Here is a 24,557-nt window from a genome sequence, read left to right on the forward strand (position 1 = left end):
GGAGGAAACATCATGGGCTTCTCACCATCGCAGGTGATCCCGCTCGTCGACGAAGGGCTCGGCAACACCGCGTACCTGGTGGACCTGGGCGACGGGCGCGCCCTGACCGTGGACGTACCCAGGGACCTGCGGGCCGTGCACCGTACCGCCGGCCGGCTCGGCCTGACCGTCGCGTTCGCGGCCGACACCCATCTGCACGCCGACTACCTGTCCGGCTCGCTCCAGCTGGCCCACGACGCCGGGGCGACGGTGCTCGCCTCCGCCGCCGGCCGGCGGGACTTCCCGCACAGGCCACTGCGCGACGGGGACGAGGTCGACCTGGGCGGCTTGACGCTGCGCACCCTGGCGACGCCGGGCCACACGGCGGAGCATCTGTCCTTCCTTCTCCTGGACGGCAACGCGCCGCTGGGCGTGTTCACCGGGGGGTCGCTGATCGTCGGCTCCGCCGCGCGGACGGACCTCGTCTCACCCGATCAGACCGAGGCGCTGACCCGGGCCCAGCACGCCTCCCTGCAACGGCTGAGCCGGCTGCCCGACGAGGCCGCCGTGTGGCCGACGCACGGCGCGGGCTCGTACTGCTCGGCGCCTCCCCGCGCCGAGCGCACCTCCACGATCGGCGACGAGAAGCGCGCCAACCCCTTGCTGCGGATCGCGGATCCGGAGGTCTTCGCGCGTCGGCTCGTCGAGGGGCTGGGCAGCTATCCGGCCTATTTCTCCCGGCTGCCGGAGATCAACCGGCGCGGCCCCGGCATCATCACCTCGCGCCCGTCGCTGCGCCCGATCGACCTCGGCACGGCGCTCGGCGCCAAGGCCATGGTCGTCGACGTGCGCCCCGTCCTGGACTTCGCCCGGGGCCACCTCGAGGGATCGGTCTCGATCCCGTTGCGCGCGCAGTTCGCCACCTGGCTCGGCTGGATCGTGCCCGCCGCCCAGCCGTTCGTCGTCGTGCGCGGTCCCGAACAGGACCCGGAGGAGATCGTCTGGCAGTCCTTGAAGATCGGCCACGAGAACCTGATGGGCGAGGTCGTCGACGCCCCGCGCGGCGCGGCCGACACGATCGACGTCGTCGGCGCCGACCAGGTCGGTGACAGCCAGGTCCTGGACGTGCGCCAGGCCGCCGAGTTCCGCGACGGGCACCTTCCCGGCGCCCGCCATGTGGAGCTCGGCGCGCTGTCCGGCGCCGACATCGGCGACGAGCCGCTGGTGGTCATGTGCGGCCACGGTGAGCGGGCGGCGACGGCGGCGAGCCTGCTGCGCCGTACCGGGCATCGGCACGTGGCGATCCTTTCGGGCGGAGCGGACGACTGGGCGCGGATCACCCGCCTGCCCCTGGAGCGCGATCGATGAGCGGGACGACCCGGCTCGGGCTGCGCGCCAACCTCGCCCAGTTCGTCCTGCTGGTGGCCGTGAACGCGCTGGTCGGCGGCATGCTCGGGCAGGAGCGGACGGTCCTGCCGTTGCTGGCCGAGCAGGCGTTCGCCGTCCAGGCGTACACCGCGATCCTCACCTACATCGTCGCCTTCGGCACCACGAAGGCGGCGAGCAACTTCTTCGCCGGCACGCTCTCTGATCGCTTCGGCAGGAAGCCCGTCCTGGTCGCGGGCTGGCTGATCGGGCTGCCCGTCCCGCTCCTGCTGATCTGGGCGCCCGCGTGGGAGTGGGTCGTCGCCGCCAACGTGCTGCTCGGCGTCAACCAGGGGCTGACCTGGTCGACGACAGTGATCATGAAGATCGATCTCGTCGGCCCGCGGCGTCGCGGCCTGGCCATGGGGCTGAACGAGGCGGCCGGCTATGTCGCGGTCGCCCTCACCGCGCTCGTCACCGGCTACCTCGCCGAGCGGTACGGCCTGCGCCCGGCGCCCTTCCTGCTCGGGCTCGCCTACGCGGCCCTCGGCCTCGGCCTGTCCGCCCTTCTGGTGAAGGAGACGCATGGGCACGCGCGTCTCGAGGCGAGCCACGCCCACGGCCATGAGATGCGAACGTGGCAGATCTTCCTCACGACGAGCTTCAAGGACCCGTCCCTGTCGGCCGCCAGCCAGGCAGGTCTGGTGAACAACCTCAACGACGGCCTGGCCTGGGGGCTGTTCCCCCTGCTGTTCGCCGCGGGCGGTCTCGGCCTGTCGCAGATCGGCGTGCTCACCGCCGTGCTGCCGGCCGTCTGGGGCGCCGGGCAGATGCTCACGGGCGCGCTGTCCGACCGCGTCGGCCGTAAGCACCTCATCACCGCCGGCATGCTCGTTCAGGCGCTGGCGCTGGGCATCGTCGCCTCGGTGAACGACTTCACCGGATGGCTGCTCGCCGTCGCGTTGATCGGCGCGGGCACCGCGATGGTGTACCCCACCCTGCTCGCCGCGGTGGGCGATGTCGCCCATCCCTCGTGGCGCGCCAGGTCCGTGGGCGTCTACCGGCTGTGGCGGGACGGGGGCTTCGCCGTGGGCGCCCTGCTCGCCGGGGTGCTCGCCGACCTGTACGGCGTCCGCGCGGCCGTCTGGGTGATCGCCGCCATCACGGCCGCCTCCGGCGTGGTGGTGGCGGTGCGCATGCGGGAGACCCTGCCACGGTGAGACGCCCAGAGTGAGGACCTTTGGCACTACCGCGTGACCGCCGCCGGGCCGTCTCATGGAGAAGGTCATCTTACGGACAGACGTGTCAGGGAGTCGTCATGATCGTGGTCGGTGTCGATGGTTCGCGCGCCGGTCTGGAGGCCGTGGCCTGGGCGGCGCGGGAGGCCGCGCTGCGCGGTGTGCCGCTGCGCGTGGCGCACGCCATCTACGCATGGGCGTGCGAGACCGACCATGGCCGCTACTCGGAGATCGCCCAGTGGATGCGCCAGGGCGCCGAGGCGGTGCTGGAGGCGGGTGCCGACCGGGCACGCCGGCTGGAGCCGACGCTGACGGTGGAGACGGCGATCCTGCCGGGCGACCCGCGGGAAGCGCTGATCCGTGAGGGCGCGCAGGCGGAGCTGCTCGTGGTGGGCAACCACGGGCTGAGCGCCGTGCGCGGGCTGCTGGTCGGCTCGGTCGCGTACGGCGTCGCGGGCCACGCCTCCTGCGATGTCGTGGTGGTGCGGGAGTCTCCCGCCGTGACCAACGGGGAGATCGTCGTCGGCATCGACGGCACCGCGCAGTCCGGACACGTGCTGGAGTTCGCCTTCGCGGAGGCGGCGCTGCGCCAGGCCGATCTGCGCGCCGTCCACGTCTGGAACCGGTACGAGACCGGCGGCGGCATCCAGCCCGTGCCGGGCGACTGGCGCGAGACCGAGCAGCACGAGTTCAGGCAGCTCAAGGAGGCGCTGGCGGGCTGGTGCGAGCGCTACCCGGACGTCAAGGTGATCGAGGAGATCGTGCAGGGCCACCCGGTGGACGCGCTGCGGGCGGCGGCGCGAGCCGCCGATCTGCTGGTGGTCGGATCGCGTGGACGTGGCGGGCTGGCGGGAATGGCGCTCGGCTCGGTCAGCCACGCCATGCTGCATCACGCCCCGGGGCCGCTGGCGGTCATCCGTCAAACGCGGTGACCGGGGCCGCTCGGGGCTTCCGGCCTCGGGCCGTGCGGACCTGTGGGCGATCGGGAACCGGTGCGCCGGGACGGGCCCGACGGGTCGCGCGGGCGGCGGGTCCGGCCGGGCCTGTCGGGGTTCGGTACTGAAGGAGAGGCGGACATGAAGGTCAGGACGATCCTGCTCGCCGCCGCGGCGGCCGCCGTGCTCGCGGCCCGTCCGTGGCTGCGGCGCTGGGGAGCCACCATCGTCGAGGAGTACGCGCCGATGCCCGGCGACGACCTGGGTACGGCCGCGCCGCGCGCCACCAGGGCCGTGACGCTGCAGGCGCCGCCGAAGGCGGTGTGGCCTGAGCTGCTGCGGGTGACCGGGTTCGCGGCGAGCGCCCGGCCCGAGCGGGAACCGGCGCGGGTGACCGGGTTCACGGCGGGCGCCCGGCCCGAGCCGGGGCTGATGCCGGTGACCGGGTTCGCGGCCGATTCCTTCCCCGAGCCGGAGGTCGGCGTGACGGTGCCCGGACGGCTGGCGCGGATCGGCTGCACCGTGGCCCGGGTCGAGCCGGGGCGGGCGCTGGTGCTCACCCGTGACACCGGCGGCACCACGGTCATCCGCTCGGCCGTGCTGCGCGACCTCGGCGACGGCCGTACCAGGCTGATCGCCCGCACGTCCCTGCGGACGGCGGCGGGCGCGACCGGGTGGCTGTCCGGCCTCCGGGCCAAGGCGGCGGACCTGGTGACGACGTCCGGGCAGCTCCTGCTGATCAGCAGGCGCGCGGGCCGATCGGAACACCGTGCCGCCGGCGGCGACAGGGCCGGAGGTTCCCTCGCGACGGGTCCAACGCCCGTGTGCGGACCGCCGGCGCGCACGTAGCGTCGTGCCATGGCCGTCATCGACCTCACCAGGATCCGCGCTGCCGTCTTCGACACCGACGGGGTCGTCACCGACACCGCGCGCCTGCACGCGGCGGCGTGGAAGCACGTCTTCGACGGCTTCCTGCGCGGACGTTCCGCGCCCTTCCGCCGTGCTTCTGCGGGAGCTGCGGCGGCGCGGCTGCCTCACCGCCGTCGTCTCCGCGAGCCGGCACGGCAGGGCCGTGGTCACGTCCGCGGGTCTGATGCACCTGTTCGACGTGGTGGTCGACGGCGAGGACCTCGCCAGGTTCGCGCTGCCCGGCAAGCCGGATCCCGCCATGTTCCTGCGGGCGGCGAAACTCCTCCACGTGCCCGCGGCGCAGGCCGCGGCACCGCGCGCGGCCGGGGCACGCCCTCGGCCACCGGTCCCGGCCGAGGAACCGCTGTTCAACCCCGCGGGTTAGGCTATGAGGCGAAGCCGGAGCTGATCCCGCGGACCAGCCACCACGACGTGGAGCGGACCGGCCACGGCTCGACTCGAGCGCCGTGGTGCCCGCCCGGGGTGCTCGCCTGATCGACCGGGCCGCCACGGGGAGCCGGGGCCGACGGCCACGTGCCTTCTTCGTGGCGCACGCCGTACCTTCACCTTCCGACAAGGAGTGGCCATGACCGCGGGAAGCGACCTCGGACGCCGCATCGCACACCACCGCGAACGCCTCGGGCTCAGCTACGAACAGCTCGCCGACCGGACGATGCTGACGGCCGGCTACCTCCGCTACCTGGAGGAGTCCGCAGGCACACCCACGAGGGAGACGCTCATCCGCCTGGCCGAAGCCCTCGGGACCAGCGTGGACGAGCTGCTCGGCGGCGGCACGGACCGCCCGCCGGGGAAGGGCCCGGCGACGGCCCGTCCGACGGTGGAGGTCCTGGACGAGGAGGAGTGCAAGCGGCTCATCGCGCCGGGCGGCATCGGCCGCGTCGCCTTCAGCGGGCTGCGCGGGCCCACCGTGCTGCCGGTGAACTACCAGTTCGTGGACGACTCGGTGATCTTCAGAACCCGGTACGGCGGGCCGATGGACGAGGACCTCCGCACCGGGCTCGAAGGGGTGGACATCAAGATCGGCTTCGAGGTGGACAGGATCGACGAGGCCAGGCGCGAGGGATGGAGCGTGCTCATCCAGGGAGCCGCCCACCACCTCAGCCCCGACCAGGTCCCGCAGGTCGACGTGACGCCGTGGGCCGGCGGCGAGCGGGAGCTCTACATCCGCGTCGTCCCGGCGCAGATCACCGGGCGGCGCATCCACGCGCTCTGAACGGCCTCGGCCCCACGGACGGCTGAATGCCCGTGACGCCCGGAAGGTCGGGACTTTCGCCTCTGCACCGGCCGGCGCCCCAGCGGCCAGGCTGGATGTCATGCAGACAGACGACTCCGGCCTTCAAGTCCTCTCCACGGAGGAGTGTCTCGAGCTGCTGGCGTCGGCCGACATCGGGCGCATCGTCTTCACCGACCACGCGCTGCCGGCGGTGCAGCCGGTCAACTTCTACCTCGACGACGCCTCCATCGTGATCAGGACCAACCTCGGGTCGAAGCTGGCGGCGGCCACCAGGCAGGCCGTGGTGGCATTCGAGGCCGACGAGTTCGACAGCGACACGCACACCGGCTGGTCGGTCACCGCGGTGGGGCGGGCGCGGGCCGTACAGGACGACGACGAGCGGGCTCGGCTTTCGCGGCTGCCGCTCCGCCCCTGGACGCCGGGCGACAGGAGCCACTTCATCGTGGTCCGCATCGAACAGGTGTCGGGGCGCAGGATCATCGCGGAGCCGGCGGGCGCGGCGAACGCCCACCCGTGACAGCCGGGGCTACGGGGCCATCGCGTTGCGCACCCTGGCGCCGAGCCACAGCGCCATGGTGGCGGCGAAGAGCGCCGCGAGGGCCAGCTCGCTGGCGGTGACCAGCACCATGGCGGTCGACACGAGCGCGACGACTCCCAGCACGCGGGCCAGGACCGTGTAGAACAGCGTGGCGGGCGAGCGGGGCCTGGCGTCGCGGTCGGCCCTGCCCAGCGCGCAACCCCCGACCAGGCCCACCAGCACGATCGTCGCGGCGGCCCCGCCCACGGTGCGGACCACGGGCACCTGCGCCCCGCAGAGAAAGGCGGCGTAGACGGCCACGTTCGCCCCGGCCAGCGCTGTGGCTCCGGCGTCTTTCCAGGTCAGCCCCATGCTCTTGCCCACCTCCCGCTCCGCAACGACATTCTCAGGGCGAGGCCGGAGGCGGTAGGGCCATAAGACCTCTTCCCTCCGAACCCGCACCACCGGCACCTGCGCGAACCCTCCCGACAGGTCGGCCGGCGGACGTCGAGGGACTTTCGGCCCTGCCGTTCATGTCACCGAGCCAGCACGCTTGAACGAGGGGGGCAGGAAAACCCTGTGACGCCCGACACGCACCCGAGAGGCCACCACGCCATGGCACGATCGATCGGCACCTACGCCGCCAGCCCGTTCGAAGCGGAGCTGGCCGCCCTGAGAAGACGCGTGAGAACGCTGGAGGAGCAGGTGGAGACGCTCAGACGTGAGCTGGAAACCGCCGCCCTCCAGCGGAACCTGACCGGTTCCTGATGTGGCCGGCGTCCCACGAGCGCACGCCGCCGAGGACTCAGATGAGGACCGACCCCGCCGGGCAGCACCGGCGGCACGCCCCGTTCGAGCTGTCGTACCGGCCTGACGGCGGGAGCACGACGGTCACCTGCCGTGGCGAGGTGGACATCGCCACGGCGGGCCGGCTGGAGGGCCTGCTGGCCGACGTGCTGAGCCGGTCACGTCCCGACGTCGTCCTCGATCTGCACGACGTCACCTTCCTGGACGCCAGCGGGCTGACCGCGCTGATCCGCGGCGATGACCGGGCGCGCGGCGTGGGTGGCCGCCTGCGACTGGCCAACGTTCCCGGCCACGTCGCGCGGATCATCCGGATCACCGGTCTCGACCGGCGCTTCGACACCGGGTGACCGGCCTGCGCTGTGGGCGTCGAGGTGGGCGTCGAGCGCTATCCCGGCGCGGGCACCATGACCACCGGGCACGGCGCCCATCGCAGGCAGTCGAGCGCCGTCGCGCCGATCCTGCCGCCGCCGCCCGCCGGCTGCGCCCTTCCCCCGCCCAGGACCAGCAGATCCGCGCCCGCGGCGTACTCCAGCAGGGCCTTCGCCGCAGGCAGCTCGACCAGGTACCGCTCTACCCGCAAGAACGGCAGATCCCTCCGCGCGTCGGTCGCCGCCCGGTCGAGCAGGGCGCCGCCCTCCTGCCGCGCCCACTCCCGGTCGACGCGCCCGGACGCGGGGGCATAGGGAGCCTGGTACGGCGGGACGCCTTCCAGGGCGTGCACGACGACCAGGGTGGCTCCTCGCCTGCCGGCCTCCGCCGCGGCCCAGATCAGCGCCTGCCCGGCCGCCGTCGAGCCGTCCACGCCCGCCACCACCCGTCGCGTGCCGACGCCGCCGGTCTGCACCGCTGCCGGCCGGCGGCCCGGCGTCGTCATCGACGCGCCGCTCACGACGTGGCCTCTCGCGTCACCGGGACGACGGCGACCGGGCAGCGGGCGTCGCGCAGCAGCGTGCCGGCGAGACGGCCGAGCTCTCCACGCCGGGGCCGGCCCACCACCAGCAGGCTGGCGTCCCGCGGCGTCTCGGTCCCGGTGTGCGCCGGGACCTCGGGGTATCGCTCCCGCCATGTCGCGGGAAGCGGTGCGAGGGCGAGCACGGACAGCCGCTGCAGCGACGCCTCCCTGAAGGCGAACTCCAGGACGGCCTCCTCGGCCTCGGTCGCCACGACGGGGCCGGGATGCGCGATCGACGGCAGCGGGCCCGGACCGCGGACCACGACGACGGGACAGCTCGCGTACGTCGCCACCTGGGTGGCCACCGAGCCCAGGACGGCGAGCGGGAGCCCGCCCAGGCCGCGCGAGCCGACGACGACCAGGTCGGCCTCGCCGGACAGCGTGACGAGCCGCTCAGCCGCCTTCCCCTCGTACAGGTCGGTCTCGACCTTGCCGACCGAGCTGACGTGCCTGGCGCAGTCGGCGCCGTGCCACAGCACGTGCTCGGCGGCCTTGCGCAGGTGGAGCTTGGCCTCCTCGTCGGCCTCGCCGTACGGCCACTGCCAGGCGTGGGCGACGGTGAGCGGCAGCCTGCGCAGCTCGGCCTCGTCCATGGCCCAGTCCAGGGCCTGCATGGAGTAGTCGGACCCGTCATAGCCCACGACGACGTTCATGGCCGTGCCCTCACTCTGTGCGTCATACCGCCAGCCTCGTCGGCGCCGGGCCCCGGCGACTAGGGACTTTCGCCCCCTGCGCGCAGGTACTCCGGCACTCCCGGCCGGCTCCGGCCTGCGGAAGTGTCGTCAGCGGGAGGTGCGCCACGCACCATGCCGAGCCCTGGGAGAGGTTCACGATGACTGACGGTTATGACGTGCTGCTGCGTGACGGCGACATCGCCCATGTGCGCCCGCTCGCGCCCTCCGACCGGCAGGCGTTGCACGAGCTGGTCGACCGGTCCTCCCCGCGCTCGGCCTACCTGCGATTCTTCTCCAGCGGCCGGACCACGGCCCACGCCTACATGGACACGGTCACCGACGACGGCTACGGCGGCCACGCTCTGGTGGCGACCCTGCGGGGGCGGCTGGTGGCGGTGGTCGAGTGCATTCCTCTCACCGACGGCCTCGCCGACCTGGCCATCCTGATCGACGACGCCGCCCAGGGCAACGGGCTGGGCACGCTGCTCCTGGAGCACGCCGCCCTCGACGCCGCCGACCACGGTGTCAAGGAGCTGAGCGCGGAGGTCCTGTCGGAGAACGTGCGGATGCTGCGGGTCCTGAACGACCTCGGGCTCGACGTCAGGCGGCACGTCGACGGCAACGTCACGCAGATCCGCATCTCCCTCGCGCCGACCGGCAGGCTGGCGGCCACCATCGAGGCGCGGGACCACGCCGCCGAGCGCGCCTCGATCACCCGGGTGCTCGAACCCCGTTCGGTGGCGGTGATCGGCGCCAGCCGTGATCCCCGCGCGATCGGGCGCCGCGTGCTGGACAACCTGGTCAAAGGCGGCTTCGAAGGACCGGTCTACCCGGTCAATCCGCGAGACCCCGGCTGCTACCCCAGCGTGCTGGCCATCCCGGGTGAGGTGGACGTGGCCGTCGTGGCCGTGCCCGCGGCGCGCGTGCCGGAGGTCGCCCGCGAGTGTGCGGAGGCCCAGGTCGCCGGGCTGGTGGTGCTGACCGCGGGCTTCGCAGAGAGCGGCGACCGCGAGGCCGAGCAGGACCTGCTGAAGGTCTGCCGTACGGCGGGCATGCGCCTGATCGGCCCCAACTGCCTGGGCATCGCGAACACCGCCATCGGCCTGCACGCCACCTTCATGGACCGCCGGCCAGAGAAGGGACCCGTGGGCCTGATGTCGCAGTCGGGCGCGATCGGCGCGGCCCTGCTGGACCAGCTCGGCGTCTCGACCTTCGTCTCGGTCGGCAACAAGGCGGACGTGAGCGGTAACGACCTGCTGGAGTACTGGGCCGACGACGCCGCCACCTCGGTGATCGCGCTGTACCTGGAGTCGTTCGGCAACCCGCGCAGGTTCACCCGCATCGCCCGCAGGGTGTCGGCCGCCAAGCCGATCCTGCTGGTCAAGAGCGGCCGGTCCGACTCGGGCGGCAGGGCGGTGCGCTCGCACACCGCGGCCGCCGCCACCCCGGACATCGCGGTCGACGCCCTGGTCCGCGCCTCCGGCGTCATCCGGCTCGACACGCTGCAGGACCTGGTCGACACCGCCAGGCTGCTGTCCCACCAGCCGCTGCCGCGGGGCAGGCGCGTGGCGATCGTCGGCAACAGCGGCGGCCCCGAGGCCATGGCGGCCGACGCCTGCGAGCGGTACGGGCTGGTCGTCCCCGAGCTGCCGGCCGGGCTGGTGGACGGACCGCCGGCCGCCGCGCTGGGCAATCCCGTGGATCTCACCGCCGAGGCGAGCGCGCGGCAGCTCGGCGCGGCCGTGGCGGCCCTGGCGACCAGCCCCGAGGTGGACACCGTTCTCGTCGTCTACACCCCTCCCTTCGGATCCGGCCTGGAGGCCACCCGCGAGGCCATCGCGGCCGCCACCCGATCGGCGACCAACACCGTCCTGGCCTGTGTCATGGGGCACGGCGGGCTGATCGACGGGCGCGTGCCCGCCTACGCCTTCCCCGAGCAGGCCCTGGCCGCGCTCACCCACGCCGTTCACTACGCCGAGTGGAAGCCCGAACCGGTCGGCGAGCTGCCGGCCGCCGACGTCGAGACCGCCCGGAAGATCGTGCGCGGCGAGCCCGAGGGGTGGCTCTCCCCCGCGGCCGCCGCCCGGCTGCTCGGCTGCTACGGCATCAGCGTGTGCGAGTCGCTGCCCGCCGACGGTCCGCAGGCCGCCGCCGATGCGGCCGGCCGAACCGGCCTGCCCGCCGTGCTCAAGGCCGTGGGGCCGGTGCACAAGAGCGACGCCGGCGGCGTCCGGCTGAACCTGCGGACCCGGCAGGAGGTACGGCAGGCCTACCTCGAGATGGCCGCCACCGTCGAGGGCATGACCGGCGCGATCGTCCAGCGCCAGCTGCCGGCCGGAGTGGAGATCATCGTCGGCGGCGTCAGCTATCCCGCGTTCGGGCCGCTGGTCATGGTCGGCATGGGCGGGATCGCCGCCGACCTGCTGGCCGACCGCGCCTTCAGGGTGCCGCCGCTGAGCGCGGCCGCGGCCGCGGAGCTGGTCGGCGAGCTGCGCTGCGCGCCCCTCCTGTACGGCTACCGCGGCGCCGCGCCGGTGGACGTCGCCGCCCTGACCGACCAGATCGCCCGCGTGAGCCGGCTGCTGGACGACCTGCCCGAGGTGGCCGAGCTCGACCTCAACCCGGTCATCGTGACCGAGCGGGGCGCGGCCACGGTCGACGCCCGGATCAGGCTGGCCCCGCCCGAGGACCGGCCCTCGCCGTTGCGCCGCCGCCTGCGCTGACCAACGGCGGACACGCAGGGACTTCGGACCCTACAGCACCCGCCCTTCCGGGCCTGGGATGGAGATGGGGAGGAGCCATCATGCGCACCAGAGTGAACGACATGGTCGACGCGGTCGACGACCTGGCCTCGGCCGAGGACGACAGCCCTGCCCGGGGTGGCCGGTAGCCATGTTCGTCCGCGAGGTCATGACCAGTCCCGTGGTCACCGTCCGCCGCACCGACCTGGTGCGGCGGGCCATCCGTCTCCTCCACGGGCACGACATCACCGCCGCTCCCGTCGTAGACGAGGCGGGCCGGGTGATCGGCATCGTCAGCGAGCTGGATCTGCTTCGCGGCGAGTTCGACCCCGACCCGCGAGCGCACGCCCTGCCCGTCCACGGGTCGGCCGAGCCCCCGCCGTCGACCGTCGGCGAGGTGATGACCGGCAAGGTGATCACCGTCACGGAGAACACGGACGTCACCACCGCCATCGAGCTCATGGTCGGCCAGCGGGTCAAGAGCCTGCCGGTGATCCGCGGCGACGCGCTGGTCGGCATCGTCAGCAGGCGCGACCTGATGGCGCTGCTCGCCCGCCCCGACTCGATGCTGCGCGACGACGTGCTCGCGGCGCTGCGGGAGCAGTACCCTCGGTACCCCGGCGACGGGGTGAACGTCCAGGACGGCATCGCCGAACTGGCCGGACCCGCCGACGACGTCGCCGACGTGATCGCCAGAACCGTCCCCGGCATCGTCCGGGTCACCCGCAGGAGCGCGCCATGAGGGCCACCGTCCAGGACGTGATGACCACCGGCGTCGCCGCCGTCGAAGCCGACGCCCCCTTCCATGTGATCGCCGAGCTGCTCATCGCGCGGGGCGTCAGCGGCGTCCCGGTCGTCGACGACAGCGGCCATGTGCTCGGCGTCGTGTCGGAGGCCGATCTGCTGTGCAAGCAGGAGTTCAAGGAGCGCTACTACGGCGACGTCTACCGGCCGCCGCTGCGCGCACGGCTGCGCCACCGCACGGGCACCCCGCGCAAGGCGACCGGCGAGACCGCCCGCGAGCTGATGACCTCTCCCGCGGTCGTCACGACACCCGGATCCTCCGTGGTGAGCGCCGCCCGGCTGATGGACGCCCGCGGGGTCAAGCGGCTGCCCGTCGTGGACGCCGGCGGCCGGCTCGTCGGCGTCGTCAGCCGGCGCGACCTGCTCAAGGTGTTCGTCCGCCGGGACGAGGACATCAGGGCCGAGGTCGTCAGGGCGCTGGGGGCGCGCACCGCGGCGCGGGTCGACGTCGTCGTCGAGCAGGGCGTGGTCACGATGACCGGCACGACCGGCACGCTCAGCGAGGCGCTCCTCGCGGTTCGCGACGCCGAGAACGTCGACGGCGTGGTCGCCGTCCACGACCAGGTGACGTGGGGGCGCGACGACGTCGGGGCGGCCGACCTGCCGACATGGGACGGCGCCTGACCAGCGGCGCCTGACCAGCGGCGCCTGACCAGCGGCGTCTGGCCGGCGGACCCCAGAGACAACGAACGCCTGCTGGGCGGCGTCAGTCAGGACCAGGACGCTGACCGGGCGGCGGCGATCGCGGCCTGGCCGAAGCTGATCCCGCCGTCGTTGACCGGGATCCGCTCGCCGAAGAACGGGTCGAAGCCCGCCGGCTCCAGGCGGGCCAGCAGGGTCCGCAGGGTCGCGACGCCGTCGTACACCCACAGCCCGGCCCTGCAGTCGAGCCGCCAGGCGAGCGGCTCGGCCGTACCGGTCGCGCACTGTTCGAGCCTGAGGGCGGCCTCGCCCTCGAAGGTGGTGATGTCGCAGAGGCCGAGCAGCGCCGCGGCGGCGGCGAAGAGGTGACCCGCGCTCGAGGAGACCGGGCATCTGGCGTTGCGCGCGATGAGGTTCCTGACGATCGCCGCGTCGGTGGCCAGGTCGCCCGGCACCGGCGCAGGGCTGGCGGTCTCTCCGCCGATGAGATAGCCGAGCGCCATGCGGGCGGGCCGGCGGACGGCCGCCACGCCGCCGGGCATCGGCGCGTGCGAGAAGCGGCCCAGCCGCCGGTATCCGGTGTAGTGGGCCAGCAGCAGCTCGCCGCCCCAGAACGTGCCGTCGTCGCCGAGCCCGACTCCGTCGTAGGCGAGGCCGAGGAAGGGTCCGGGCAGCCCGTGCTCGGCCGCGACCGCCACGACGTGCGCGTGGTGGTGCTGGACGGCGACGCGGCGCGGCCACCGCTGGGCCAGCCTGGTGGACACGTATCCGGGATGCAGATCGTGCGCGGCCAGTTCGGGTTCGATGCCGTGGACGTCGCGCAGCCATGTCAGCTTCCTGTCGAAGGCGTCCAGCGTCGCGTCGTCCTCCAGGTCGCCGAGATGCGGGCCGAGCACGGGACCGGCGCCTCCCACTCGGTGGTGTCCGCCGTGCCGACGGCGTTCCTGGTGCTCACCGGGGACCTCTCACATCAGGGGCGGGACGAGGTAGAGGTCGTCGCGCGGGAAGGTCAGCTCGGGGACCACGTCCACGACGCCTTCCAGCCGCCTGATCTGCTCGACGAGCGCGATGGCCTGCGAAGCGCGTTCGACGTGGCCGCCGACCGTGACGACCCCCTTGTGGACGGTGATCGTGAAGCCGGCGCCGATCAGCTGCCTGACCTCCGCCTCCAGCTCTTCGGCCGGGCGGATGAAGACGCGCAGCACGTCGGCCTCGTGGAGGGTGCCGACCATGCGCCCGGTGACCGCGTCGATCACGGGCAGCTGCCTGATGCGGCTGTCGTGCATCATCCTGGCGGCGTCCTTGACGAGGGTGCCGGGGGTGACGGTGATCGCGGGCGTGGTCATCAGCTCGGTGGCGGTCCTGCCCGCGGCCTTCTTGTGCTCGGCCCGGGTCGTGGCGCTCTCGAAGATGGAGGTGGGGTGCCGTACCGTGTCGATCTCCTTCAGGAGCAGGTCGTCCTGCGAGACGACGCCCACCGGGCGGCGGTCGGCGTCGATGACGGTGACCGCTCCCACGGCGTAACGCTTCATCGCCGCCACGATGTCGGCGAACGTCGCGCTCTCCAGCACGGCGATGGCGACACGGCCCATGACGTCCTGGACTTGAATGGCCATGGTTTCCTCCTAGGGTCGGCTACCAGCCTGCTCGTCCGCGGTCCGCGGCGGCAGCGGCGAACGTCCCGCCAGGCCAGGCCTTAGGTCCCGGATCTCGGGCGGGTCCTCGCCGTGCTCGCGGGTGTAGGCGCGGGCGCGCAGCCTCGCCTCGGCCATGTCCTGGCGCAGATGCGCCTGGGCGGTGCCGAGGCCCTCGACGCGGTCGATGACGTCCATGACCAGGTGGTAGCGGTCGATGTCGTTGAGCATGGCCATGTCGAACGGCGTGGTCGTGGTGCCTTCCTCCTTGTAGCCGCGCACGTGCATATGGGCGTGCCCGTGCCGCCGGTAGGTGAGCCGGTGGATCAGCCACGGGTAGCCGTGGAAGTTGAAGATCACCGGCCGGTCGGTGGTGAACAGCGCGTCGAACTCGGCGTCCGACATGCCGTGCGGATGCTCCGACGGCTGCTGCAGCCGCATCAGGTCGACGACGTTGACCACCCGCACCTTCAGCCGCGGCAGCCGCTCCCGGAGGATCGCCGCCGCGGCCAGCGTCTCCATCGTCGGCACGTCGCCGGCGCAGGCCAGCACCACGTCCGGTTCGGCCCCGGCGTCGGTGGAGGCCCACGGCAGGATGCCGAGACCGCGGGTGCAGTGGACGATCGCCTCCTCCATGGTGAACAGGTCCAGCACCGGCTGCTTGCCGGCGACGACCACGTTGACGTAGTCGCGCGAGCGCAGGCAGTGGTCGGCGACCGACAGCAGCGTGTTGGCGTCCGGCGGCAGATACACGCGCACCACGTCGGCCTTCTTGTTGACCACCACGTCCAGGAACCCCGGATCCTGGTGGGAGAAACCGTTGTGGTCCTGCCGCCACACGTGCGACGACAGCAGGTAGTTCAGCGACGCCACCGGCCGCCGCCACGGGATCCGCCTGGCCGTCTGCAGCCACTTGGCGTGCTGGTTGAACATCGCGTCCACGATGTGGATGAACGCCTCGTAGCAGGTGAACAGGCCATGCCTGCCGGTCAGCAGATAGCCCTCCAGCCAGCCCTGGCACAGGTGCTCGCTCAGCACCTCCATGACACGCCCGTCGGGGGCCAGATGGTCGTCGCCGGGCAGCAGGATGGCGTTCCATGCCCGGTTCGTGGTCTCGAAGACGGCCGACAGCCGGTTGGAGGCGGTCTCGTCCGGGCCCATCAGCCGGAAGGTGCGCGGGTTGCGGGCGATGACGTCGCGCAGGAAACCGCCGAGGACGCGGGTGGGCTCGCTGGTCCGCGTGGCGGGCTCGGCCACCTCCACCGCGTAGTCCCTGAAGTCGGGCAGGCGCAGCGGGGTGAGGAGCTCGCCGCCGTTGGCGTGCGGGCTGGCGCTCATCCTGCGCTCTCCGCGCGGGACGGTCGCCAGCACCTCCGGCATCGGCCGTCCCTCGGAGTCGAACAGCTCCTCGGGCCGGTAGGAGCGCATCCACTCCTCCAGCAGCGCCAGGTGCTCGGGGTTCTCGCGCACCTGGGCGAGCGGCACCTGGTGGGCGCGCCAGGTGCCTTCGACCTGGACGCCGTCCACGACGGCGGGTCCCGTCCAGCCCTTCGGCGTCCGCAGCACGATCATCGGTGGCCTGCCGGCCTGCCCGTCCCTGAAGTCGCGGATCTGGTCGAAGACCACGTCGAGCGTCGCGGCCATCTCCTCGTGGGACGGGCCGACGACGTGCGGGCGGTAGCCGTACCCCTCCATGAGCTTCAGCAGCTCAGCCTCGGGGATCCGGGACAGCACCGTCGGGTTGGCGATCTTGTAGCCGTTCAGGTGCAGGATCGGCAGCACCACACCGTCCCGCGCCGGGTCGAGGAACTTGCCCGAGTGCCAGCTGGCCGCCAGCGGGCCGGTCTCCGCCTCGCCGTCCCCCACCACGCAGGCGACGACGAGGTCCGGGTTGTCGAAGGCGGCGCCGTAGGCGTGCGCCAGGGAGTAACCGAGCTCGCCGCCCTCGTGAATCGAGCCGGGCGTCTCCGGCGCGACGTGGCTGGGGACGCCGCCGGGGAAGGAGAACTGGCGGAACAGCCTGCGCATCCCCGCCTCGTCCTGCGAGACGTCCGGATACCGCTCGCTGTAGGAGCCCTCCAGCCAGGCGTGCGCCACCGCCGCCGGCCCCCCGTGCCCCGGGCCCACGACATAGATCATCTCCTGGTCACGCTCGGCGATGATCCGGTTGAGATGGGCGAAACAGAAGTTCAGCCCCGGTGTGGTCCCCCAGTGACCCAGCAGCCGGGGCTTGACGTGCTCCGGCCTCAACGGCTCCCGCAGCAGCGGGTTGTCCAGCAGGTAGATCTGCCCGACGGAAAGGTAGTTCGCCGCACGCCAGTAGGCGTCGATGTCCTTCATACCCGCCACACTCGTCCGGCCGCCGCCGCGTGGATAGGGACCTTGGTCCTCAACCGCGACCCTCAACCGCGAGGCATCTACGTGAATGAGAGTTGAGTACATGTACGGCCCCGCGCCCCTGCCTCCGTCGTGGATGGTGACCGGCGTCGCGCTCAGCGCGGCCAGCGGGCTGCCGATGCTCTACGCCGCCTGGCGGCTGATGAGGACACGATGAGCACCCACCCACGGCAGGATCTCGACGAGATCATCCACGCCCCCGTCCGCCTGTCGATCATGGCGGCGCTCGCCGCCGCAGACCGGGCCGACTTCCGCTTTCTCAAGGAGACGATCGAGGTCAGCGACTCCCTGCTGTCCAAGCACGTGCTCGTCCTCGAGGAGGCGGGCTACGTGAAGGTGTCCAAGGGCTTCGTGGGAAAGCGGCCCCGCACCTCGCTGTCCCTCACCGACGAGGGCAGGGCCGCGTTCGCCACCTACACCGCCGTCCTACGGAGGATCACCGGTGCCTGAACCCACCGCCGGCCACGACGCCCACAACATCATGAAGCAAGCCGTCTGATCGACGCCGGCACCCCCGTGAAGCGCTGAGCTTCACGGAGGCCGCCCTGCCGGGGGCTCTCAGGCGGTGCGGACGACGGCGACCGGGCAGGTGGCGTGGTGCAGCACGCCCCTGCTGACCGAGCCGAGCAGCGCCCGCTCCACGGGGTTCCTGCCGTGGCTGCCGACGACCACCAGATCGGCCTGTGCCGACGCCTCGGTGAGCGCCTGCACCGGGTGCGCCTGCCTGACGTCCTCGACGACCTCGACCTCCGGGTGGTTCGCCCGGCAGGCGGCGATCGTCTCGGCGACGACCTTCAGCTGCCGCTCCCTGATCTCGTCCAGGTCGTAGACGAGCCCGGGAGAGTAGACGTGCACCGGCAGCTCCCACGCGTGCAGCGCGCGCAGCCTGCTGCCGCGCAGCTTCGCCTGCTCGAACGCGTAGGCGAGCGCCGGCTCGCCGCCCGGCGCGTCGTCCACGCCCACCACGATCTCGCCCCGCGCCGGCTCCGGAGCATCGCGTACCACGACCACGGGGCAGGGCGAGTGACCGGCCACGTGCATGCTGACCGAGCCGAGCAGCATGCCCGTGAAACCGCCCAGGCCCCTGCTGCCGACCACGACCTCGGCCGCCTCGCCCGCGGCCTCGACCAGGACGGCCGAGGGAGAGCCCTGGACCAGCCGCGTGTCCACCGTCACCTCGGGCCGGCGCGCCCGTACGACCGCCTCGGCCTCGGCCAGCAGCTTCTGCCCCGCCTGGATCAGGGTGTCCGGCCACTCCTGCGCCGGGAACGCCGCGATCTGGTACGGCCAGCGGTCCACCGCGTACACGATCCGCAGCGGTACGCCCAGGCGCAGCGCGTCGTCGGCGCCCCACTCCACGGCGGCCTTCGCCGCGGCCGAACCGTCGAACCCAGCAACGATCATGGCTCCTCCTTCGTCTTCCCCATCGCACCGCCGAAGCCCCCCGCAGCGACAGAGGCGAAGGTCCTCGAACACGGAGGACCGAAGTAGGGTGATCCAGTGATCAGCGTCCTGGTGCTCAACACCGGCTCCTCGTCCTTGAAGTACGAGGTCATCGATGTCGAGAAGGGGACCCGGCTGAGGCGCGGGCTGACCGAGAACGTCGACGACCACGGGGCGGCGGTCTCGGCCATGCTGGAGTCCCTGGAGGACGTCAGGCCCAGGGCCGTCGGTCACCGCGTGGTGCACGGCGGCACCAGGTTCCGCGAGCCCGTCCTGGTCGACGAGCGGGTGACGGCGGCGATCGAGGAGCTCACCCCCCTCGCGCCGCTGCACAATCCGGCCAACCTCACCGGCATCCGCCTCGTCGCCGCCGCCTATCCCGGGGTGCCGCAGGTGGCCGTCTTCGACACCGCCTTCCACCACACGCTGCCGGCCGAGGCGCACACCTACGCCGTCCCCCGCGACTGGGGCGTGCGGCGCTTCGGGTTCCACGGCACGTCCTGCGCCTACGTCTCGCGCGAGGCGGCCCGGCTGCTCGGCCGGCCGCTCGACGAGGTCAACCTGATCGTGCTGCACCTGGGCAACGGCGCCAGCGCCACGGCCGTCGCGGGCGGGCGCAGCGTCGACACCTCGATGGGGCTGACGCCGCTGGAAGGCCTGGTGATGGGCACCCGCTCGGGCGACGTCGACCCCGCGCTGCCCGGCTACCTGTCCCGGGTCGCGGGCATGGACGTGCGCGACGTCGAGGACGCCCTCAGCCGCGACAGCGGCCTGCTGGCGCTGGCCGGAGCCGGTGACATGCGCCGCGTACGGCAGGCGGCCGACGAGGGCGATCCGGCCGCCGTGCTGGCCCGCCGGGTGTACGCCTATCGCATCCGCAAGTACGTCGGCGCCTACTACGCCGTCCTCGGCCGGGTCGACGCGATCGTCTTCACCGGCGGGATCGGCGAGCACGACGACGGCACGCGCGCGGCCGCGCTGTCCGGCCTGGACCGCCTCGGGATCGCCGTCTCACCGGAGCGCAACCAGGCCGGCGAGACCTTCGTCTCCCCGCCGGAGGCCGACGTGGCGGTCATGGTCGTGCCCACCGACGAGGAGTGGGAGATCGCCCGCCAGGTGATCGACGTGGTGGGCCGGGCCTGAGCCGGCGCTCAGCGGAAGATCGCCTGGTCCACGACGAACCAGATGAAGTCCTCGTCCTCCCATGAGCATCGCAGCTCGCCCGGGATCGTGAAGCCGCCGGACGTCGTCTCGGCCGCGCACGTGGCGGTGAACCTCTCGTAGCGATCCTCGTGCCAGCGGGAGAGGTGGACCGACTCCAGACGGCCGTCGGGCGCGACGGTCAGGGTCACGTCGTGGTCGTGGACGCGTGCGACGACCCGCCGCTCGTCGACCGGCTTCCACAGCACCGCGGGGTCGAGCGCGACGGCGGGCACCATGACGAACTCGGCCGCCAGCCTGCCGAGCGCGCTGCGGGCCACGCCGGGGCCGTCGTCCGACATCACCGGGAAGAGGCCGAGCAGCCGCCACCGCATCTGCGCCGACCCGTCGAGGTAGCGGTCGAAGCCGGTCACCAGGTGGGTGCCGGCCGCCCAGACGTAGCCGGTCAGCGGGGCGAGCGCCTGCCGGGCGTGGAAGTCGCGCCAGGAGGTGCCGAGTTTGATCGCGCCGTGGCTGCCGAGCACGACGGAGGTCCGCAGGGGCGTGCCCGACCGTACGGCGCGGGTGAGCCAGCGCCTGGCGGGGTCGGGGAGCGCGTGCGCCTCGGCGGGGTCGAACGGGCGCGGCTCGGGCGTCGGGGTCTGCAGGACGGCCCAGTCGTGTCTGGCCCGGTCGGTCAGGCCCGGCGGGGCCACGACGACGCTCATGACGGGTCCGCCACGGGCGGCACGGCGCGGTCTTCGGTCATGGCTCCATGGCACCGCGCGGACGGTGGCGCGGCTGGGGGCGAAGGTCCCCGATGGGCAGGACTTTCGTCCCGCCCGCGGGGTGCCGGGGCCGGACGCGGGGCCGGTGCCGTTGGTCCGCGCGGGTAGGGCCCTTCGACCCTGCCCTTCTCTCCCGAACGGTCGCACCGTGGAGAAGGAAAGGAGGGCGTGACATGACCGAGCAGATCGTTGTCGGGACGGACGGCTCGCCGGACGCGGCCGTCGCGGTCGCATGGGCGGCCGAGGACGCCGAGCGCAAGGGGGCTCGGCTGCATGTCGTCCATGTCGTCGACTACGCCCGCTACAGCACGCCTCGTTTCTCGTCCATGAACCTGCAGGACGAACTGACGAAGGCCGGCCAGGCACTGCTGGAGCACACCGCCAGGGACGTGCGCGACAACCGGCCCGGCCTGGCGGTGACGACCCAGCTGGCCGTCGGGCATCCCGTGGCCGAGCTGAGCGTCCTGTCCAAGGACGCGGCCGAGCTGGTGGTGGGCACCCGCGGGCTGAACGCCCTCGCGGGCGCCGTCCTCGGTTCGGTGAGCCTGGGAGTCGTCAGCCATGCGCGGGGCGTGGTGGTCGTGGCGCGCGAGGCGTCGCCGGCCGGCGACGAGGTCGTGGTGGGGGTGGACGCCTCGGAGGCCAGCAGGCCCGCGCTGGCGCACGCCTTCACCGAGGCCGCGCGGCGCCGCGTGCCGCTGCGCGTCGTGCACGCGTGGCAGGTCCCCGTCCACTTCATCTCCTTCGACAGGGACGCGGCGCTGCAGGCCCAGACCCGCGCCCTGCGTGACCTGGTCGCCCCGTGGCGCGCGGAACGGCCCGACGTGAAGGTGATCGAGGACCTGGTGTGCGCTCCGCCGATCATCGCCCTGGTCACCGCCGCCAAACGGGCCGGCTTGCTCGTGGTGGGCAGCAGGGGCCGCGGTGGCGTGAAGTCCGCCGCGCTGCTCGGCTCAGTGAGCCACGGCGTCCTGCACCGCGCGCGCTGCCCGGTGGCCGTGGCCCGGTGATCTCGTGGCCCGGTGATCTCGCGGTCCGGCGATCTCCCTGGTGGGGTGGTCCGCGGGCGGCCGTCACCGCACGAGGACCGGGACCCGCTGCACCTGGTTGTTGGCCATGCCCTGGCGGTTCCACGGCTGCTCGACCGGCTGGACGTCGCCGGCGGCGTCGCGCGCCCTGACGCACAGCTCGTGGCGTCCCGGCTCCTGCGCGTGCCACGTCCACCGCCAGGCCCGCCAGGCGTACCGGCCGGGTTGCGGATCCAGCTCGGCCGCCGACCAGGTCGCCCCGCCGTCGGCGCTGACCTCGACCCGCGTCACCGCTCCCCGCCCCGACCAGGCCCGGCCGATCAGCTCGTGGACGCCGCGGTCGACGACGCGCTCGCGGGTCTGGAAGTCGGGAAAGCCGGGAGGCCGCATGAGCGCACGCGGCCTGATCCTGGTCACCGGCTCGCCCACGTCGTCCGGTCCCTGCTTGATCCGGTACGCCGTGGCGTTCTGGAAGCCCTGGAACGGCGTGTCGAGCACCGAGACGCGCACGAGCCATTTCACCTGGGCCATGCCGTACCAGCCGGGCACCAGCAGGCGGAGCGGAGCGCCGTGCTGCGGCGGCAGCGGCTGCCCGTTCATCGTGTGCACCAGCAGCACGTCCTCGCGCAGCGCCTCGGCCAGCGGCAGGCCGCGCGTGTAGTCCTGCTCGACGCCGCGTTCGACGCCGTGGTCGGCGCCGGTGAACGCCACGTCGGCGCCGCCGTCCCGGATGCCCGCCTCGCGCAGCAGCGACGCCAGCGGGGTGCCGGTCCACTCGGCCGTGCCGACCGCCTCGTCCAGCCAGGGCTGGCTGATCGGCCGGGGGTCGAGCCGGGCCCGGCCGTTGCCGGCGCACTCCATGGTGACGCGCTGGGTGACCTGCGGCCTGGCCTGGAGCGCGGCGAGGTCGAGGGTCAGCGGGTGCCGGACGTGGCCGTCGATCCGCAGCCGCCACTCACCGGGGTCGAGGTACGGGATGTCGTAGTGGATCAGCAGGTAGTGCAGGCCCACCGGGGTGACGTCGTAGCGCAGCGCCTCCAGCGGCATGCCGTGGTTGCGCGCCGCGAGCCGGAGTTCGTCCAGCGAGATGCCCTCGCCGGGATCCGCCACTCGCGCGGGCGGGCTCACCGATGTGTCGACAGTGGCCATGTCCACCACCCCTTGTCCCGTGCTACCCCCTCGGGCAAGCGGGTGTCCAGCTCCCGGACGGCAAATTCCCGGTCGACCGCGATCGGCCCGGGCGCCGTCAGCCGGTGGGCTCCTTGCGCGGGCGGACCACCGCGACGGGGCAGTGGGCGTGGTGGAGCAGGCCGTGGCTGACCGAGCCGAGCACGGCGGAGGCGAGCCCGCCCATTCCCCGGGACCCGACCACGACCAGGGCGGCCGTCCGGGAGGCGTCGACCAGCGCGGCGACCGGATGCTCGCACAGGAACGACTCCTTGACCTCGATGTGGCCGTGCTCGTCCCGCCACCGCGCCACCCGCTTGCGCACCAGGTCGGCGGTGTCCTCGGCCACCCGGTCCGCGATGTCGCCGTAGCCGGTCGCGTACGGCGCGGTGACCGGCATCTGCCAGGCGTGCACGGTGTGCAGCCGGACGCCCCGCGCGAGCGTCTGCTCGAGCGCGTAGTCCAGGGCCGCCTCGGAGTGCTCCGACCCGTCGATGCCCACCACGACCTCGCCGTGCTCCGGCCGTTCCGGCTCGCGCACGATGACGGCCGGCACGTCCGCGTGCCCGGCGACGGCGAGCCCGACCGAGCCCAGCAGCAGCGCGCCGAACCCGCCGAGCCCCCTGCTGCCCAGCACGATCGACTCGGCGGCGGCGGCCTCGCCCAGGAGCGTCTCGACGACGTGCCCGGGCAGCAGCTCCGTCGTCACCCGCACGCCGGGAGCGGCCAGGCGCGCCCGCTCGGCGTCGGCCGCCAGCGACTCCTGGCACGACACTGTCTGCTCCGGTACGCCCCAGCGTTCGCACACGTGGACGATCCTCAGTGCGCGCTTCCTGCGGCCCGCGTCGGCCGCGGCCCACTCGACCGCTCTCGACGCCGGCTGGGATCCGTCCGTCCCTGCGACGATCGTCTTCGCGTTCGTCATGGCAGCCTCCTTCTCCTCCCCTCAGCCTGGCAGCCGCGTGGCCAGGCGGGAGGAGGCGGAGGTCCCCGAAGCGGGTGACCTTCGGCCCCTGGGAGCGGGCGGCTACAGCGGCACGCTCCAGTGGATGCGGGTGCCGCCCGTGGCCGGCGAGCCGACCTCCATGACGCCACCGCACCGGGCGGCCCGCTCCTCGAGGTTGCGCAGCCCGCTACGCCTGCCCTCCTCCTGGATGCCGACCCCGTTGTCCTCGACGACGAGGGTCAGCGTGTCGTCGGCGACGATCACGCCGACGTCCGCCCTGGTGGCCTTGGCGTGCCGTACCACGTTGGACAGGGTCTCGCGCAGGACGGCGAGCAGGTGCTCGGCCACCTGCTCGGGAATCTGGTGATCCACCTGGCCTTCCATCCGCAAGCCCGGCATGAAGCCGAGGTGGCCGCGGGCGTCCTCGACCATCTCGACGATCTGGGCGCGGAGGCTGGGCGCCTCCGGCCCCCTGGAGACCTGGAGGGCGAAGATGGTCGAGCGGATCTGCCGGATCGTCTCGTCCAGGTCGTCGACCGCCTGCTGGACGCGCGCCGCCGCCTCCGGCCGCTCGACCATCCGCAACCCGCCCATCAGGGTCATGGCCGTGGCGAACAGCCGCTGGATGACCACGTCGTGCAGGTCCTTGGCGATGCGGTCGCGGTCCTCCAGCAGGCGCAGCCGTTCGGCGTCCCTGCGGGTCTCGGCCAGTTCGAGCGCGATGGCCGCCTGTCCGGAGAAGGCCATCATCATCGCCAGGTCACCGCGGGCGAACGGCAGCCGTCCTGGCCGTTTGACCATGGCGATGACGCCCCGCAAGGACTGCGGCGCGCCGAGCGGCACGACGAGCGCCGGGCCCGCGCCCAGCCGGCTGAGCGGCGACTCCGCCGGCAGGTGCCAGCTGATCTCGATCAACGGCTCGCCGGTGGTGAAGACATGGCCGGTGACGCTGCCGTCCACGGGAACCGAGGAGACGCGGAGATCTTCGGCCTGCCGGCCTTCGGCGACCTCGATCGTCAGGTTCTGCCCGGCGTCGTCGGGCAGCATGACCAGGACGTCGTCGGCGTCGGTCATCGCCTTGGCGCTCGACGCCAGCATGCTGAGCACGTCGTGCGAGGCGGCTCCCGACAGCAGGCTGGTGGTGATCTCCGAGGAGGCCTGCAACCACGTCTCCCTGCGCCGCGTCTCCTCGTACA

General features: G+C 73.0%; 27 protein-coding genes. 16 read left to right on the forward strand and 11 right to left on the reverse strand.

The genetic code is table 11. The annotated features are described in order from the left end of the window. Positions 1-12 precede the first annotated feature (12 nt). The 7 genes from ACWDLG_RS24915 (at position 13) to ACWDLG_RS24945 (ending at position 6,198) form a co-directional block, all read left to right on the forward strand. A complete protein-coding gene (locus ACWDLG_RS24915) occupies positions 13-1,347 on the forward strand; it encodes a rhodanese-like domain-containing protein (RefSeq protein ID WP_449923821.1) in 1,335 nt (444 codons plus the stop codon). Then, positions 1,344-2,564 carry an MFS transporter gene (locus ACWDLG_RS24920; protein ID WP_354917549.1) on the forward strand — a complete coding sequence of 407 codons (1,221 nt, stop codon included), beginning with the start codon at positions 1,344-1,346 and terminating at the stop codon, positions 2,562-2,564. The genes ACWDLG_RS24915 and ACWDLG_RS24920 overlap by 4 nt, the downstream gene beginning before the upstream one ends. A 98-nt stretch (positions 2,565-2,662) precedes the next feature. Further along, positions 2,663-3,514 carry a universal stress protein gene (locus tag ACWDLG_RS24925; protein ID WP_449923825.1) on the forward strand — a complete coding sequence of 284 codons (852 nt, stop codon included), beginning with the start codon at positions 2,663-2,665 and terminating at the stop codon, positions 3,512-3,514. 144 nt (positions 3,515-3,658) lie between these two features. Beyond that, positions 3,659-4,366: a hypothetical protein gene (locus tag ACWDLG_RS24930; RefSeq protein WP_449923828.1), complete on the forward strand. Its 708-nt coding sequence runs from the start codon at positions 3,659-3,661 to the stop codon at positions 4,364-4,366. A 151-nt stretch (positions 4,367-4,517) separates the two neighbouring features. Continuing rightward, positions 4,518-4,811 carry an HAD family hydrolase gene (locus tag ACWDLG_RS24935; RefSeq protein WP_449923830.1) on the forward strand — a complete coding sequence of 98 codons (294 nt, stop codon included), beginning with the start codon at positions 4,518-4,520 and terminating at the stop codon, positions 4,809-4,811. Between the two features lie 201 nt (positions 4,812-5,012). Next, a complete protein-coding gene (locus ACWDLG_RS24940; protein ID WP_449923833.1) occupies positions 5,013-5,660 on the forward strand; it encodes a helix-turn-helix domain-containing protein in 648 nt (215 codons plus the stop codon). Positions 5,661-5,760: 100 nt separating this feature from the next. Then, positions 5,761-6,198 carry a pyridoxamine 5'-phosphate oxidase family protein gene (locus tag ACWDLG_RS24945; protein WP_449923835.1) on the forward strand — a complete coding sequence of 146 codons (438 nt, stop codon included), beginning with the start codon at positions 5,761-5,763 and terminating at the stop codon, positions 6,196-6,198. 9 nt (positions 6,199-6,207) lie between these two features. On the opposite strand, the gene ACWDLG_RS24950 is transcribed toward ACWDLG_RS24945, so the two are convergent. Continuing rightward, on the reverse strand, positions 6,208-6,582 hold the full coding sequence (locus ACWDLG_RS24950) for a hypothetical protein (RefSeq protein ID WP_449923837.1): 375 nt from the start codon (positions 6,580-6,582) through the stop codon (positions 6,208-6,210). 231 nt (positions 6,583-6,813) lie between these two features. On the opposite strand from ACWDLG_RS24950, the gene ACWDLG_RS24955 reads away from it, so the two are divergent. Continuing rightward, positions 6,814-6,966, forward strand: a complete 153-nt coding sequence (locus ACWDLG_RS24955; RefSeq protein WP_449923840.1) for a hypothetical protein — start codon at positions 6,814-6,816, stop codon at positions 6,964-6,966. Positions 6,967-7,007: 41 nt separating this feature from the next. Beyond that, complete coding sequence (locus ACWDLG_RS24960; RefSeq protein ID WP_449923843.1) at positions 7,008-7,352, forward strand: STAS domain-containing protein; 345 nt, start codon at positions 7,008-7,010, stop codon at positions 7,350-7,352. Between the two features lie 38 nt (positions 7,353-7,390). Here the strand turns inward: ACWDLG_RS24960 and ACWDLG_RS24965 are convergent, their stop codons facing one another. Together ACWDLG_RS24965 and ACWDLG_RS24970 are read right to left on the reverse strand one after the other, a co-directional pair. Next, complete coding sequence (locus ACWDLG_RS24965; RefSeq protein WP_449923846.1) at positions 7,391-7,894, reverse strand: universal stress protein; 504 nt, start codon at positions 7,892-7,894, stop codon at positions 7,391-7,393. Then, complete coding sequence (locus ACWDLG_RS24970) at positions 7,891-8,610, reverse strand: universal stress protein (protein ID WP_449923849.1); 720 nt, start codon at positions 8,608-8,610, stop codon at positions 7,891-7,893. Before ACWDLG_RS24970 ends, ACWDLG_RS24965 begins: the two co-directional genes overlap by 4 nt. A gap of 179 nt (positions 8,611-8,789) precedes the next feature. Between ACWDLG_RS24970 and ACWDLG_RS24975 the strand changes: the two genes are divergently transcribed. From ACWDLG_RS24975 to ACWDLG_RS24985, 3 genes are all read left to right on the forward strand, one after another. Next, positions 8,790-11,354, forward strand: coding sequence for a bifunctional acetate--CoA ligase family protein/GNAT family N-acetyltransferase (locus tag ACWDLG_RS24975; protein ID WP_449923852.1), 2,565 nt, complete (start codon positions 8,790-8,792; stop codon positions 11,352-11,354). A gap of 169 nt (positions 11,355-11,523) precedes the next feature. Next, positions 11,524-12,114, forward strand: a complete 591-nt coding sequence (locus ACWDLG_RS24980; protein ID WP_449923854.1) for a CBS domain-containing protein — start codon at positions 11,524-11,526, stop codon at positions 12,112-12,114. Further along, entirely contained in the window at positions 12,111-12,800 is a 690-nt protein-coding gene (locus tag ACWDLG_RS24985; protein ID WP_449923856.1) for a CBS domain-containing protein, read from the forward strand. The genes ACWDLG_RS24980 and ACWDLG_RS24985 overlap by 4 nt, the downstream gene beginning before the upstream one ends. 86 nt (positions 12,801-12,886) lie before the next feature. On the opposite strand, the gene ACWDLG_RS24990 is transcribed toward ACWDLG_RS24985, so the two are convergent. From ACWDLG_RS24990 to ACWDLG_RS25000, 3 genes are all read right to left on the reverse strand, one after another. After that, positions 12,887-13,714 carry a Kae1-like domain-containing protein gene (locus ACWDLG_RS24990; RefSeq protein ID WP_449923859.1) on the reverse strand — a complete coding sequence of 276 codons (828 nt, stop codon included), beginning with the start codon at positions 13,712-13,714 and terminating at the stop codon, positions 12,887-12,889. A gap of 69 nt (positions 13,715-13,783) precedes the next feature. Continuing rightward, positions 13,784-14,434 carry a CBS domain-containing protein gene (locus tag ACWDLG_RS24995; protein ID WP_449923862.1) on the reverse strand — a complete coding sequence of 217 codons (651 nt, stop codon included), beginning with the start codon at positions 14,432-14,434 and terminating at the stop codon, positions 13,784-13,786. 9 nt (positions 14,435-14,443) lie between these two features. Next, a complete protein-coding gene (locus ACWDLG_RS25000) occupies positions 14,444-16,792 on the reverse strand; it encodes a phosphoketolase family protein (RefSeq protein WP_449923865.1) in 2,349 nt (782 codons plus the stop codon). An 85-nt stretch (positions 16,793-16,877) separates the two neighbouring features. Here ACWDLG_RS25000 and ACWDLG_RS25005 point away from each other — a divergent pair, with 85 nt between their 5' ends. Further along, on the forward strand, positions 16,878-17,006 hold the full coding sequence (locus tag ACWDLG_RS25005) for a hypothetical protein (RefSeq protein WP_449923867.1): 129 nt from the start codon (positions 16,878-16,880) through the stop codon (positions 17,004-17,006). Next, positions 17,003-17,299 (forward strand): winged helix-turn-helix domain-containing protein, encoded by a 297-nt coding sequence (locus ACWDLG_RS25010; protein WP_449923869.1) that lies wholly within the window; start codon positions 17,003-17,005, stop codon positions 17,297-17,299. Before ACWDLG_RS25005 ends, ACWDLG_RS25010 begins: the two co-directional genes overlap by 4 nt. A gap of 108 nt (positions 17,300-17,407) precedes the next feature. Here the strand turns inward: ACWDLG_RS25010 and ACWDLG_RS25015 are convergent, their stop codons facing one another. Next, complete coding sequence (locus ACWDLG_RS25015; protein ID WP_449923872.1) at positions 17,408-18,253, reverse strand: universal stress protein; 846 nt, start codon at positions 18,251-18,253, stop codon at positions 17,408-17,410. 96 nt (positions 18,254-18,349) lie between these two features. Between ACWDLG_RS25015 and ACWDLG_RS25020 the strand changes: the two genes are divergently transcribed. Then, a complete protein-coding gene (locus ACWDLG_RS25020; RefSeq protein WP_449923874.1) occupies positions 18,350-19,435 on the forward strand; it encodes an acetate/propionate family kinase in 1,086 nt (361 codons plus the stop codon). Between the two features lie 8 nt (positions 19,436-19,443). On the opposite strand, the gene ACWDLG_RS25025 is transcribed toward ACWDLG_RS25020, so the two are convergent. Then, positions 19,444-20,160 carry a DUF6544 family protein gene (locus ACWDLG_RS25025; RefSeq protein ID WP_449923877.1) on the reverse strand — a complete coding sequence of 239 codons (717 nt, stop codon included), beginning with the start codon at positions 20,158-20,160 and terminating at the stop codon, positions 19,444-19,446. A 233-nt stretch (positions 20,161-20,393) separates the two neighbouring features. Between ACWDLG_RS25025 and ACWDLG_RS25030 the strand changes: the two genes are divergently transcribed. Then, positions 20,394-21,230, forward strand: a complete 837-nt coding sequence (locus ACWDLG_RS25030; RefSeq protein ID WP_449923880.1) for a universal stress protein — start codon at positions 20,394-20,396, stop codon at positions 21,228-21,230. 63 nt (positions 21,231-21,293) lie between these two features. Here ACWDLG_RS25030 and ACWDLG_RS25035 read toward each other — a convergent pair whose 3' ends face one another. The 3 genes from ACWDLG_RS25035 to ACWDLG_RS25045 all read right to left on the reverse strand — a co-directional run. Continuing rightward, positions 21,294-22,397: a sulfite oxidase gene (locus ACWDLG_RS25035; protein WP_449923883.1), complete on the reverse strand. Its 1,104-nt coding sequence runs from the start codon at positions 22,395-22,397 to the stop codon at positions 21,294-21,296. A 97-nt stretch (positions 22,398-22,494) separates the two neighbouring features. Beyond that, a complete protein-coding gene (locus ACWDLG_RS25040) occupies positions 22,495-23,340 on the reverse strand; it encodes a universal stress protein (protein WP_449923886.1) in 846 nt (281 codons plus the stop codon). 102 nt (positions 23,341-23,442) lie between these two features. After that, the coding region (locus ACWDLG_RS25045; protein WP_449923889.1) for a sensor histidine kinase at positions 23,443-24,557 on the reverse strand (1,115 nt) is incomplete at its 5' end.

It is taken from the genome of Nonomuraea sp. NPDC003727, from assembly GCF_053586935.1.